The organism is Hoeflea sp. BAL378, assembly GCF_000759435.1.
Lineage (GTDB): Bacteria > Pseudomonadota > Alphaproteobacteria > Rhizobiales > Rhizobiaceae > Hoeflea.
Genome location: NZ_JRJG01000016.1, coordinates 61575 through 73366, shown reverse-complemented (window position 1 = coordinate 73366; position 11792 = coordinate 61575). Strand labels below are relative to the sequence as shown.

Here is an 11792-nt window from a genome sequence, read left to right as displayed (position 1 = left end):
GTTGGAACGGCCGGTTCCCTGGCCGTCGGCGGCGGGGAAGCGATGGAATCAGGGGGGCAACCGTTAACCGAAATTCAATCGCCGCATGGTTAGCCTTGCTCGTTCAAAGGGGTAGGGCGTATGTTCATCGGGCTATCAGGAATGCAGTACTCCGGCGGGTCCCTGGGAGCCCACCGGATCATCGTGGCGGAAGACTCCAATGTGTTCACCTCCATGATCGGGCAGACGCTCAAGGAAAACTTCGACATCGACATCGAAGTCTGCCGCTCTTTCGAGGAGCTGCAACTGGCTTACGAGTACAATGAACGGCCGATCACGCTGGCGATCTCCAACATCAACCTGCCCGGCGCCGAGAACGGCGAGGCGCTGAAATACCTGGCCGAACTGTCCATTCCCATCATCGTCTTCACCGGCACCTTCCACGAATCCACGCGCGAGGGCATCCTGGCCCACGACATCGTCGACTACGTCATCAAGGACAATATCCTGGCGATCGACCTGCTGGCGGAATCGGTCTGCCGCTTCCTCACAAACCACCGCCACCACGTGCTCATCGTTGATGACAGCGCCACCGCGCGCGCGCTTCTGCGCAGCCGGCTGGAGCGGTTCAACTTCAAGGTCAGCGCCGCCGAAAACGGCCGCCAGGCGCTGGAGATCCTGAAGGTGACACCGGAAATCGGCCTGGTGATCACTGACTACAACATGCCCGACATCGACGGCTTCGAGCTGACGCGGCGCCTGCGCGCGGTGCGCGGCAGCCATGAGCTCAGGATCATCGGCGTGTCGTCCTCGGACAACCGGCTGCTGTCGGCCCGCTTCCTCAAGGCCGGCGGCAACGACTTCATGCTGCGCCCCTATGTGGACGAGGAATTCTACTGCCGCGTCAACCAGAATCTCGACACGCTGGACCAGATCAAGTCGGCGCGGAAGTCGATCGGGAGCCGCTTCGCGGCGAAGGTCGCCTGACCTTATCAGGGCAATTGTCTCAGACGCGCGGACCGTCCGGCGCGCAATTGGAGTAAGTGCTTTGCCAAGAACCAACAAAGAGCCTGGCATGCGCAGCAGTTTGGCCTCCGCGCCCGAACGGCTTCGGGTGTTGCTGGTGGAGGATTCGCGGATGTTCACCTCCGCGCTGAAATACCGGTTTGAAACGGATCTCGGCGTCGACGTGGTGACCTGCAGCTCGCTCGCCGAGATGCGGGAGGCCGCCGTCGGTCCCGACCACGGCTTCTTCGTCGCCGTCACCGACCTCAACCTGCCCGACTCGCCCCATTGCGAGGCGCTCGACTACGCGCTCGAAATCGACCTGCCGGCCATCGTCTTCACCGGCAAGTTCGACTTCAACACCCGCAAGAGCATCCTCAACAAGAACGTGCTCGATTACGTCATCAAGGACAATGACCGGGCGTTCGACGAAATCGTCATCGCCGTCGGCCGCATCATCTCCAACCGGGAATTCCGCATCCTGGTGGTCGACGACACCAAGACCCAGCGCAGCATCCTGTCGTCGATGCTCAAGGCGCAGAAATTCGAGATCGTCGAAGCCACCTCCGGGGAGGAGGCGCTCGAGGCGATGAAGGCAAATCCGGACATCAAGCTGGTGCTGACGGACTATCACATGGGCGACATGGACGGCTATCAGCTCACCCGCAAGCTGCGCCGGCATTATCCCGACGACGTGCTGCGCATCATCGGCATTTCCAATTCCAACGACCCGGCGCTGTCGGCGAGCTTTCTCAAGGCCGGGGCCAGCGATTTTCTCTACCGCCCCTTCGTCCAGGAAGAGTTCCAGTGCCGCATCGCGCAGAACATCGGCATCCTGCTCAAGATGGAAGCGCTGAAGAAGGCCGCCTCGATGCTGCCGCTGGTCGCGGCCTCGGCCTGACGGACTGATCTTAACCGCACAAGCCCGCTGCCGCGGGACGCGCGACCATCGCGCGCCCCGCGCATCCCACAGGATGCGCGGCTATAGGCGGTCATGCCCTGCTCAGGCGGCGTTCTGGTACTGCTTGCGCTCGGCGCGCTCCTGCTGCGGCGAGCGGTTGTAGAGTTCGCGGTAGCATTTGGAAAAATGCGAGGCCGAGACGAAGCCGCAGGCGACTGCCACCTCGACCACCGGCATCGGCGACTGGATCAGCAGGTGCCGCGCCCGGTCGAGCCGGATCTCCAGATAATAGCGCGCCGGCGAGCGGCCCATCTCCTGGCGGAACAGGCGCTCGATCTGGCGCCGCGACAGGCCGGCGTCGTCGGCGATCTCGATCAGCGACAGCGGCTCGGACAGGTTGGCCTCCATCAGCTCGATTATCGACAGGACCTTGGCGTTCTGCACGCCCAGCCGTGCCCGCAGCGGCAAGCGCTGCCGGTCATGGGCGTTGCGGACGCGGTCGGTAAGCGCCATTTCGCAGATGCGGTTGACGAGCGTGTCGTCATGGTCCTCGCCGATCAGGCTCAGCATCATGTCGAGCGCCGCGGTGCCGCCGGCGCAGGTGTGGATGTCGCCGTCGATCTCGTAGAGGTCGGCGAAGACATTGGCCTTGGGGAAGGCTTCGGAAAAGCCGGGCAGGTTTTCCCAGTGGATGGCGCAGCGTTTGCCCGACAGCAGCCCGGCCTTGGCCAGGATATGGGCGCCGGTGCACAACCCGCCGATGGCGACGCCGCGATTGTGCTCCTCGCGCAGCCAGGCCAGCACCGACTTGTTGTCGAAGCGCTCGACATTGACGCCCGAGCAGACGAACACCATGGTCGGCCGGTTCTCGCCCGCCAGGCTGCGGCGCTCGTCGGCGAGCGAGGCGTTGACGGCGACCACGACCTGGTTGGAGGCGGGCACGGGTTCGCCGTCGAGCGACGCCAGGCGCCATTTGTAGCACTCGTAGCCCAGCATGCGATTGGCCAGGCGCAACGGTTCGATCGCCATGGAAAAGGCGATCATGGAAAACTCCGGCACCATGAAAAAGACGATGGACCGCATATGTTTGGTGTGTGGGGGCATGCCCAATTCCCTGTGCGCGCCCGCAAAGGGCCATGTCGCGATCAGGCCATAAAATTCATGGTTTGTCACGGGCGGCACGGCGAAAAATTTCGCCGTGCGACGGGGATCCGGGCGGCGTCACTGCATCCGGCGCACGGGGGATGCGGCGCACGGGGGATGCGGCGCTGGCCGCGCTGGCCGACGAGCCGTCGCGCGGGCTCGGCCAGCCGAGGTCCTTGCGCAGGTCGAGCGGCAGGTCGAGCATGGCCCGCTCCATCGCCGCACGTCTGTGGCTGGCGTGCCAGCGGCGGTAGTGGCGGATGATCTGGGGAATGCCGAACATCGTCGTGTCTCCTGTGTCGGGTTGACCAGCCAGGCTGGATTGACTTGAGCATCGCTCCGGTGCATCATTCAATCAATCGAAATGAATTGACATCAACGATCAATGGAATTGAACGCCATGAACGCCCCCCTCAACCACCCGCTGATGATGCTGGACCCCGATGTGCTGCGCAGCTTCGTCGCCATTGCCGAAACCGGCAGCTTCACCGCGGCGGCGGCGCGGATCTTCCGCACGCCGTCGGCGGTCTCCATGCAGATCAAGCGGCTGGAGGAGCAGCTCGGCGTCTCGGTGTTCAACCGCGACGCCAGGAACGTGTCGCTCACCCATGACGGCGAGGTGCTGCTGGGCTATGCGCGGCGGCTGATCGCGCTCAACCGCGAGACGGTGTCGCGGTTCGTGACCTCCGACGTCTCGGGGGTGGTGCGGATCGGCTCGCCGTCGGACTACGGCGAGGCGGTGCTGCCGTCGGTGCTCAAGCTGTTTGCCAAGTCGCATCCCTCCGTGGTGGTGGATGTGGTGATCGACCAGTCGAGCAATCTGCTCAAGCGGTTCGGCTCGGGCCATATCGACATCGCGCTCATCAGTTGCATGCGCGACCAGACGCCGGAGCCCGGCGAGGTGCTCATGACCGACGACATCGTCTGGGCCGGCGCGAAGGGAGGGCAGGCCTATCTGATGGACCCGCTGCCGGTGTCGATGTGGGACGAGGGCTGCGTCTGGCGCGAAAGCGCGATCTCGGCGCTCGAGACGGTCGGCCGGTCCTACCGCGTTGCCTTCATGACGTCGCATTCGGCGGGGCAGCGCTCGGCGATCCTCGCCGATCTCGCGATCGCGCCGATGGGACGGAGCTTCCTCGGGCCGGATATCCAGATCCTGGACGAGGATTGCGGCCTTCCGGCCCCCGGCAAATACCATCTTCTGCTCAAGGTGGCGGCCGATCCGTCGCCGCAGGTGCTGGCGCTCAGCGATCATTTCCGCGCCGGCTTCGAGCATTTCAACGAGACCGGATCGTTCGAGGCGCAGTGAGCGGCGCGCGGCGGCGATGAACCGCCTGTGAACGGAGGATTCAGGACGAATTCAGGCAGGGGCGGCTAGTCTTCACGGCATCGGCGCCCGTGGAGCGGCGCCTTCAGGGGAGAGAAGATCATGACATCATCCATCCGCATGCTCTCGGCCGTCGCGGCGGCCCTCGTCGCCATCGCCACGGTTCCGGCTTCGTCGTCGGCGTTTACCGCCGGCACCGTCACAGCGATCGCGCCCGATGACGGGCTCAACGTCCGCAAATGGCCCGGCGCCACTTCGCAGGTCATCGCGGTCTATGAACTCAACGAGCCGATCAGCCTGACCGGGCGCTGCAAGAACATCGTCACCAATGTCTCGTTCCGGATCGACGGCGGCGGCAGCGCGGCAGGCATCTATGCCGAGATGAAGAAGGCCAATGTCTGGTGCCAGGTGATGACCAACGACGCCGAACTCGGCTGGGCGCGCGGCAAGTATATCTGGCCGGAATGAGCCGCGCGCCGGCTCAGCCCTGCGGCGTTGGCGCGCGCGCCGTTGCGGCGCGGCGCCGCGCCATCGCCAGATGCACGGCGATCGCCGAGGCGTAGCAGACGATGAGCAGCACCGGCAGGCCGGCGGCCGAGCCGGCGGCGGTGACGGCCAGCAGCGCCGGCGTGCCCAGCGCATTGCCGAGATTGCCGGTCTGGGCGATGCCGCCATTGGCGAGCGCCCGGTCGGGCAACGCGGCATTGAGTTCGGGCACCGCGGCGAAGGTCGCGCCCTGCACCAGCCCGAGAGCCGCGAACAGCGCGATGAACAGCCAGGGCTGGGGACCGGTGATCCAGAACGCCAGCACCAGAAGGATGGCGATGGCGAAGCCCGCGACGATGACGCTGACCGCCGAGACATATCTGAGCAGCAGATTGCCGATGGTCATGGACGAGGCGATGCTCGCAAGCGGCATGGCGGCGGTGGCGAAGGCGCGGATCCCCGGATCGAGCGTCGAGGGCAGGATGGCGAGCATCGAGACGAAGGTCAGGGTGTAGAACAGCCAGCCGAGCGCGGGCGCCGCGATGAAGGCCGAGGAATAGGCCGCGAGGTGCCGCCGGGCGATGTCGCCGGGCGTCGGCCAGGGCGGCGCATCGCGCCGGTCGATGACCGGCAGCGCCAGCGTGAGCAGGCCCGCGATCGCCGCCATGTAGACGGCATGGATCGCCGGCAGGCCGGGCAGGCCGAATGTGGCGAGGACCCAGGGGGCCGCCAGGGCGATTGCCGCGAAGGCCACGCCGAAATAGCTGCCCCAGAGCGTGAGCGCCATGCCCTGGTAGCGCCGCCCGGAGAGTTCGGCGATCAGCGTCGGCGCGGAGACGACGATGGCCAGATGCGACAGGCCTTCGACGAGCCGGCTCGCCAGCATCCAGCCGAAGCCGGGCAGGGTCGCCTGCCAGGCGGAAATGACCGCGCCCAGCACAAGGCCCGACAGCAGCAGCCGGCGCACGCCGATCTGGATGGCGATGATGCCGGCGATCAGGCCGAGCAGCATGCCGACGACCGAGATCAGCGACACGAGATAGCCCGAGGCGGCGCCGGTCTGGCCGTAATGCGCCTGCAGCTCGGGGAAGATCACCACGATCTTGGCAAATTGCGCCGCGGCGCCCAGCCCGGCGGCCCAGAGGAGGAGAACCAGAAACAGCGGGGCGCGGAGGAAATGGGGCATGGCAAATGGGTAGACGCAGCTTCGATTCGGGTAAAGGGCGGACGGGCTCAGGGGGCGAGGCCGAGGCGACGATGGCAGAGGGCGGGGGCGGCAGGCTCCACCGGGTCGGACTCCGCTACGGATCCGGACACGTCATGCGGTTCGGACCCCGCCACCGTTCAGGAGCCTGACTGACGGCGCTCATTCCGCCGCGCCGTCCTCCTCGGGCTTGTCCCGAGGATCTCCTGGCCCATCGGTTTCAAGACTGGTCCAATTATGTCTGGGCCGACTGCTGGAGACCCTCGCCACAGGGGCGAGGGTGACGAGCCGTGGGGTCCGAGGGGCGGCCGCCGCACCACGCGTTTGTGACGGCCGCCAATCGCGAGGGCGCCGGCTACCGGCCGATGACCCCGTCCTAGTCCCGGTTTCTCCGTCCGCCGCGGCGGCGGCCGGCGCCGGGCTCGATGCCGGCGGCGGCGTCGGTGTCCATCGAGCGTTCCGGCAGCTTGACCACCTGGCTCAGGTGCGGGAAGGCGTCGACCTTGTTGGGGAAGGCCATGGCGTTGACGAAATGCTGCTGGAACTTCGGCTCGAGCGCCGTCTCGATCTTCTCGATGCGGGTCACGGTGGCCTCGATCTCGCGGCGGTGGTCGCGGTTGAGGAGCGCCATGCGCGCGCCGGTGCCGGCCGCGTTGCCCACGGCCTTGACCTTGTCGAGGTCGCAATCGGGCACAAGCCCCAGCACGAGCGCGTATTTGGGATCGATGAAGGAGCCGAAGGCGCCGGCAAGGCCGATGCGGTCGACATGGTCGATGCCCTGCTTGTCCATCAGCAGCTTGACGCCGGCGTAGAGCGCCGCCTTGGCGAGCTGGATGGCGCGAACATCGGTCTGGGTCACCATCAGCTTCTGCTCGCCGTCGCGCAGGAGGTAGGAGAAGGTGCGGCCATTGCCGACGATGCGCGGGCTCCGGGCGGCGAGATCGCCATTGATGACGCCGTCCTCGGTGATGATGCCGGCCAGATACATTTCGGCGATGATCTCGATGATGCCCGAGCCGCAGACGCCGGTGACGCCCACGGTCTTGGCCGCCTCCTCGAAGCCCGGCTCGTCCGACCAGGGCTCGATGCCGATCACCCGATAGCGCGGCTCGAAGGTCTCGGCGTCGATGCGGATGCGCTCGATGGCGCCGGGGGCGGCGCGCTGGCCGCAGGAAATCTCGGCGCCCTCGAAGGCAGGCCCCGTGGGCGAGGAGGCGGCCACCGTGCGGATGGAATTGCCGAGCACGATCTCGGCATTGGTGCCGACATCGACCAGAAGCATCATCTCGTCCTGGCGGTGCGGGCCTTCGGTCAGCGTCGCCGCCGCCGCATCCGCGCCGACATGGCCGGCGATGCAGGGCAGCATGTAGACCCGGGCGCCGGGGTTGAGCGGGATGTCGATGTCGGAGGACTTGATGTTGACCGCGCCGGAGACCGCGAGCGCGAAGGGCGCGCCGCCGAGTTCGGTCGGGTCGATGCCCAGGAACAGATGGTGCATGATCGGGTTGCCGACGAAGACGGCGTCGAGAATGTCGGCGCGGCTGATCTCGCCTTCCTTGCAGACCTTGTCGATCAGGCCGTTGATCGCCTCGCGCACGGCGGTGGTCATGCCCTCGCGGCCCTCGGGGTTCATCATCACGTAGGAGACGCGGCTCATCAGATCCTCGCCGAAGCGGATCTGCGGGTTCGACGTGCCCGAGGAGGCGAGCGTCCGGCCCGACAGGAGCGACGAGAGGTGCATGGCGATGGTGGTCGAGCCGATGTCGCAGGCGATCCCGTAGGCCTCGTTCTTGAGGCCGGGATAGAGCGCCACCAGCGTCGCCTGGCCGCCATGGACCGGCTCGTGCACGGCGGCGGTCACGGTCCAGTTGCCCTTGCGCAGGATTTGTTGCACGCGGCCCAGCAGATAGGTGTCGATCGCGAGGTTCTTGAAGCCCCAGTCGGCCTCGATCGATTGCAGCAGCCGGTCGAGATCGCCCAGCGGCTTGTGCATGTCGGGCTCCTCGACCTCGACATAGCACATGTGGATCGCCGGGTTACGGGTGATGACGCGGCCGTCGGAATCCTTGCGCACCACCTGCGCGTTGACCACCGCGTCCTGCGGGATGTCGATCACCAGGTCGCCGAGGATCTTGGCCGAGCAGGAGAGCCTGCGGCCGGGCTTGAGGTCGCGCTTCTCGGCGTAGCGGACCTCGTTGCCGCCGAAGGGCGAGATGTGGTCGTTGGACGAGGTGATGCCGTGCTTGGCGAAGACGCCTTCCTGCACGTCGACCTGGCAGCGCCCGCAGATGCCGCGGCCGCCGCAGACGCTTTCCACATGCACGCCGAGCTGCCGCGCGGCGTCGAGCACGGGGGTGTCGGTGGGAAAGCGGCCGCGCTTGCCCGAGGGCATGAACAGGACGAGATGATCGGTCATGGCAGAGGCCTTTCACCTCCCCCTTGAGGGGAGGTCGGAGAAGCGAGCGTAGCGAAGCTGATCCGGGTGGGGGTGACGGAGGGTGCCGTACTGGATGAGTAATGATTGTTGGTTCGGCGGTCGCCTCTACCCCCACCCCCACCCCCACCCCTCAAGGGGGAGGGGGGTAGTGGGGCTTCGCCCCGGGCAAAATCATGCGCCACTTCCGAAGCGAACAGCACAATGCGGTCAGTCATGGCACCGGACCTGCCCGATGGCAGGACGAAAGGGGCGGTCATGAAGGGCTCACGCGGCTCCCGACCGTCCGGCGCGGCCGCCGCGGCGACGGCTGTCGCCGCCCGAGGGGGCCTGGGACTGCGGCGCGGGGGCGGAGCCCGCCACATGCGGCTGGTAGTCCTTGTAGGTCTTGATCCAGTTGGTGCAGTTGGGGTCGGTGCCATTGAGGACATTGGCGGCGCGCACGGCTTCCATTTCCTGCGGACGGCAGGGGTTCATGATCGCCGAGGTCATGCCGGCGCCGATCACCATGGGGATGAAGCCGGCATTGATGCCGTGGCGGTGCGGCAGGCCGAAGGAGACGTTGGACAGGCCGCAGGTGGTGTTGACCTTGAGTTCGTTGCGCAGCCGGTAGAGCAGCGCGAAAACCTGACGGCCGGCGTCGCCGAGCGCGCCGATCGGCATCACCAGCGGGTCGACGACGATGTCGTGCGGCTTGATGCCGTAATCCATGGCGCGCTCGACGATCTTCTTGGCGACGGCGAAGCGGACGTCGGGATCCATCGAAATGCCGGTCTCGTCGTTGGAGATCGCCACCACCGGCACGTCGTATTTCTTGCAGAGCGGCAGGATGGCCTCGAGCTTTTCTTCCTCGCCGGTCACGGAATTGACCAGCGGCCGGCCCTTGGCGACCTTCAGCGCCGCCTCGATGGCCGCGGTCACCGAGCTGTCGATCGACAGCGGGATGTCGACCAGGCCCTGCACGATCTCCATGGTCTGCACCAGCAGGCCCGGCTCGGTCTCGTTCGGGTTGACCGAAGTCACGCCGGCATTGACGTCAAGCATCGTGGCGCCGGCGGCGACCTGCTCGAGCGCGTCCTTGATGACGGTCTCGAAGTTTCCGGCGATCATCTCGGCGGCGAGCTTCTTGCGCCCGGTCGGGTTGATGCGTTCGCCGATCACGCAGAAGGGCTGATCGAAGCCGATGATGACTTCGCGGGTGGCGGAGGCGACGATAGTGCGGGTCATGTTCGATCCTTGCAGTGAAGACATAAAGAGTTGTTTATATCGTTATAGATTTTCGGCGGGCGATGCAAGCCTTGGCGGCTAGCCGGCGGCCTCGGAGTCACCCACGGCGCCGGCCATTTCATGGGGCAATTGCCGGGGCTGCTCGAGGATTTCCTCCATCCGCGCCGCCACCAGCTCGTCGGCCGGGTTGGGTTCCTTGCGCCAGGGCCGGCGGCCCTTGAGCACGCCCGATTCGTGGACGATCTCGGCAACGAATTCCTCCTGACGATAGGCCATGACGTGGATGCCGGCGACGCCCTCGATCTCCTTGACCTCGTTGATGATGTCGATGCAGATCTGCTTGCCTTCCTTCTTCTGGTCCTCGGCGCCTTCCAGGCGCTTGATGATCGCATCGGGAATGTGCACGCCGGGCACGTTGGAGCGCATCCACTTGGCGGTGCGCGCCGAGGCCAGCGGGCCGACGCCGCAGAGGATGAAGCACTCCTTGTGCAGCCCCATGTCGCGCACCTGGCTCATGTATTTCTGGAACATCGGCACGTCGTAGCAGTACTGGCTCTGGACGAACTGGGCGCCGGCGGCGATCTTCTTGGCGAGCCGGAAGGGCCGGAAATCATAGGGCGGGGCGAAGGGGTTGATCGCCGCGCCGAGGAAGACCGTGGGCGGGCTGGTGAGCTTGCGGCCCGACAGGAACTTGGAATTGTCGCGCATGATGCGGATGGTTTCCAAGAGCGACATGCAGTCGAGATCGAACACCGGCTTGGCGCCGGGCTGGTCGCCCGCCTGCACGCCGTCGCCGGTCAGGCACAGGATGTTCTGCACGCCCATGGCGGAGGCGCCAAGCACGTCGCCCTGGATGGCGATGCGGTTCTTGTCGCGGCAGGAAATCTGCATGATTGGCGCATAGCCCATGCGCGTGAGCAGCGCGCAGATGCCGACCGAGGACATGTGGGCGTTGGCGCCGGAGGCGTCGACGGCGTTGATGCCGTCGACCCAGCCGTCGAAGATCGCCGCGCGCTCGTAGACGTCGTGCGGATTGGCGCTGTCGGGCGGGTTGAGCTCGGCGGTGACGGCGAATTCGCCGCGGCGCAGGATGCGCTCCAGCCGTCCGTGCGACGAATGCCCGGGCAACGGCTCGAGCGGCGCGCTGGGATCGTGCGGATTGGCGTCGGCCTGGCTCATTGCGGGGCTCCGGGTGTGGCGGTTGCTTCTTCGCGCCTGGCGGCGGCGGCGGCGGTAACCCTCAGCCAGGACGAGGTCTCGCGCAGTGACTGGTCGACGGGCTTCTGCACGTTGAGGATCATGTCGCGGCCGTTCATCTGCTGGGCGCCGGACCAGGCCTGGACCCAGACGCAGGGCATGTCGGGCTCGACCTCGCAATGGCCGTTGGCGCGGACGCCGCCGCAGGGGCCGTTGCGCAACTGTTTGGGGCAGTTCATCGGGCAGGACATGCCGGTCGACGACAGCACGCACTGGCCGCACATGCGGCAGTCGAACAGGAAGCCCTTGACGTGCTTCTCCATGAACTTGACCGGCCCCTCGGCGCGCTGGTAGCCGATCGCCTTCCACATCGGATGCAGAAGCAGGAACAGGTCGGCGAAGTGGGCGTAGAACCACTCGAGCAGGCGCGAGTGCCGCACCGACCACAGCCGGATGGCGAAACTGCGCGCGTTGCGGCCGGTGGCGGAGACGCCGGACGGCTTGTAGGCCGTCTTTGCCGCGGCCTTCTTGTTGAGGCTCGCCTGCGTCGCTTTGGTCGGTTCGTCAGCCATGGCTCTCCCTGCCTCCGCCCTTGACGAGAGCCACCAGGCGCTCCCTGTCATAGGCTGCTTCCAGCTCGGCCGCGGCCGCATCGGCCTCGGCTTCAAGATCGTCGGAAACCTCCACCGGATCGGCCCGCCGCCATTCGGCGAGATAGTCGTCGGTCTCGGCAGCACCTGTCCGCATGGCGCACATGTCGATGGCTTCGGTGAACCGGAGCGACAGCTCGCGCTTGGCGGTTGTCCGTCCCTTCTTGATGATCACCTGGGCTGGAATGTCGCGCCAGTAGACGATGATGCGGTTGGCCATTTCGGTCTCCTTGAAGGTT

The 11792-nt window shown here is 66.3% G+C and carries 12 protein-coding genes; 4 read left to right on the top strand and 8 right to left on the bottom strand.

Annotated elements, in window-relative coordinates; genetic code table 11:
• The first annotated feature begins 141 nt into the window (after window positions 1-141).
• Complete coding sequence (locus LL06_RS05405) at window positions 142-966, top strand: response regulator (protein ID WP_035523274.1); 825 nt, start codon at window positions 142-144, stop codon at window positions 964-966.
• An 88-nt stretch (window positions 967-1054) separates the two neighbouring features.
• Window positions 1055-1885: a response regulator gene (locus LL06_RS05400; RefSeq protein ID WP_052161232.1), complete on the top strand. Its 831-nt coding sequence runs from the start codon at window positions 1055-1057 to the stop codon at window positions 1883-1885.
• A gap of 102 nt (window positions 1886-1987) precedes the next feature.
• Here the strand turns inward: LL06_RS05400 and LL06_RS05395 are convergent, their stop codons facing one another.
• Both LL06_RS05395 and LL06_RS05390 read right to left on the bottom strand, forming a co-directional pair.
• The gene (locus tag LL06_RS05395) at window positions 1988-2989 is read right to left on the bottom strand and encodes a GlxA family transcriptional regulator (protein WP_035523272.1); all 1002 of its coding nucleotides are present in this window, start codon (window positions 2987-2989) and stop codon (window positions 1988-1990) included.
• A gap of 55 nt (window positions 2990-3044) precedes the next feature.
• Window positions 3045-3311, bottom strand: a complete 267-nt coding sequence (locus tag LL06_RS05390; RefSeq protein WP_035523269.1) for a hypothetical protein — start codon at window positions 3309-3311, stop codon at window positions 3045-3047.
• 117 nt (window positions 3312-3428) lie between these two features.
• On the opposite strand from LL06_RS05390, the gene LL06_RS05385 reads away from it, so the two are divergent.
• Window positions 3429-4337 carry a LysR family transcriptional regulator gene (locus LL06_RS05385; RefSeq protein WP_035523394.1) on the top strand — a complete coding sequence of 303 codons (909 nt, stop codon included), beginning with the start codon at window positions 3429-3431 and terminating at the stop codon, window positions 4335-4337.
• A 120-nt stretch (window positions 4338-4457) separates the two neighbouring features.
• Window positions 4458-4823, top strand: a complete 366-nt coding sequence (locus LL06_RS05380; RefSeq protein WP_152599502.1) for an SH3 domain-containing protein — start codon at window positions 4458-4460, stop codon at window positions 4821-4823.
• A gap of 13 nt (window positions 4824-4836) precedes the next feature.
• On the opposite strand, the gene LL06_RS05375 is transcribed toward LL06_RS05380, so the two are convergent.
• The 6 genes from LL06_RS05375 to LL06_RS05350 all read right to left on the bottom strand — a co-directional run bounded on the left by LL06_RS05375 (window position 4837) and on the right by LL06_RS05350 (window position 11773).
• Window positions 4837-6027, bottom strand: a complete 1191-nt coding sequence (locus LL06_RS05375; RefSeq protein ID WP_035523264.1) for an MFS transporter — start codon at window positions 6025-6027, stop codon at window positions 4837-4839.
• A 394-nt stretch (window positions 6028-6421) separates the two neighbouring features.
• Window positions 6422-8461, bottom strand: a complete 2040-nt coding sequence (locus tag LL06_RS05370; protein WP_035523261.1) for an ASKHA domain-containing protein — start codon at window positions 8459-8461, stop codon at window positions 6422-6424.
• Window positions 8462-8746: 285 nt separating this feature from the next.
• A complete protein-coding gene (locus tag LL06_RS05365; protein ID WP_035523258.1) occupies window positions 8747-9706 on the bottom strand; it encodes a methyltetrahydrofolate cobalamin methyltransferase in 960 nt (319 codons plus the stop codon).
• A 78-nt stretch (window positions 9707-9784) separates the two neighbouring features.
• Window positions 9785-10885, bottom strand: coding sequence for a methylenetetrahydrofolate reductase (locus tag LL06_RS05360; RefSeq protein WP_035523257.1), 1101 nt, complete (start codon window positions 10883-10885; stop codon window positions 9785-9787).
• Entirely contained in the window at window positions 10882-11475 is a 594-nt protein-coding gene (locus tag LL06_RS05355; protein ID WP_035523254.1) for a methylenetetrahydrofolate reductase C-terminal domain-containing protein, read from the bottom strand. The genes LL06_RS05360 and LL06_RS05355 overlap by 4 nt, the downstream gene beginning before the upstream one ends.
• Window positions 11468-11773: a virulence factor gene (locus LL06_RS05350; protein ID WP_035523252.1), complete on the bottom strand. Its 306-nt coding sequence runs from the start codon at window positions 11771-11773 to the stop codon at window positions 11468-11470. Before LL06_RS05350 ends, LL06_RS05355 begins: the two co-directional genes overlap by 8 nt.
• Between the last annotated feature and the right edge of the window lie 19 nt (window positions 11774-11792).

Excerpts from the sequence above, each read along its gene's own strand:
- LL06_RS05395 (WP_035523272.1), bottom strand. The coding sequence starts at position 2,989 with ATGCCCCCACACACCAAACATATGCGGTCCATCGTCTTTTTCATGGTG.
- LL06_RS05385 (WP_035523394.1), top strand. The coding sequence starts at position 3,429 with ATGAACGCCCCCCTCAACCACCCGCTGATGATGCTGGACCCCGATGTG.
- LL06_RS05355 (WP_035523254.1), bottom strand. The coding sequence starts at position 11,475 with ATGGCTGACGAACCGACCAAAGCGACGCAGGCGAGCCTCAACAAGAAG.
- LL06_RS05400 (WP_052161232.1), top strand. The coding sequence starts at position 1,055 with ATGCGCAGCAGTTTGGCCTCCGCGCCCGAACGGCTTCGGGTGTTGCTG.
- LL06_RS05405 (WP_035523274.1), top strand. The coding sequence starts at position 142 with ATGCAGTACTCCGGCGGGTCCCTGGGAGCCCACCGGATCATCGTGGCG.
- LL06_RS05365 (WP_035523258.1), bottom strand. The coding sequence starts at position 9,706 with ATGACCCGCACTATCGTCGCCTCCGCCACCCGCGAAGTCATCATCGGC.
- LL06_RS05360 (WP_035523257.1), bottom strand. The coding sequence starts at position 10,885 with ATGAGCCAGGCCGACGCCAATCCGCACGATCCCAGCGCGCCGCTCGAG.
- LL06_RS05380 (WP_152599502.1), top strand. The coding sequence starts at position 4,458 with ATGACATCATCCATCCGCATGCTCTCGGCCGTCGCGGCGGCCCTCGTC.
- LL06_RS05370 (WP_035523261.1), bottom strand. The coding sequence starts at position 8,461 with ATGACCGATCATCTCGTCCTGTTCATGCCCTCGGGCAAGCGCGGCCGC.
- LL06_RS05375 (WP_035523264.1), bottom strand. The coding sequence starts at position 6,027 with ATGCCCCATTTCCTCCGCGCCCCGCTGTTTCTGGTTCTCCTCCTCTGG.
- LL06_RS05390 (WP_035523269.1), bottom strand. The coding sequence starts at position 3,311 with ATGTTCGGCATTCCCCAGATCATCCGCCACTACCGCCGCTGGCACGCC.
- LL06_RS05350 (WP_035523252.1), bottom strand. The coding sequence starts at position 11,773 with ATGGCCAACCGCATCATCGTCTACTGGCGCGACATTCCAGCCCAGGTG.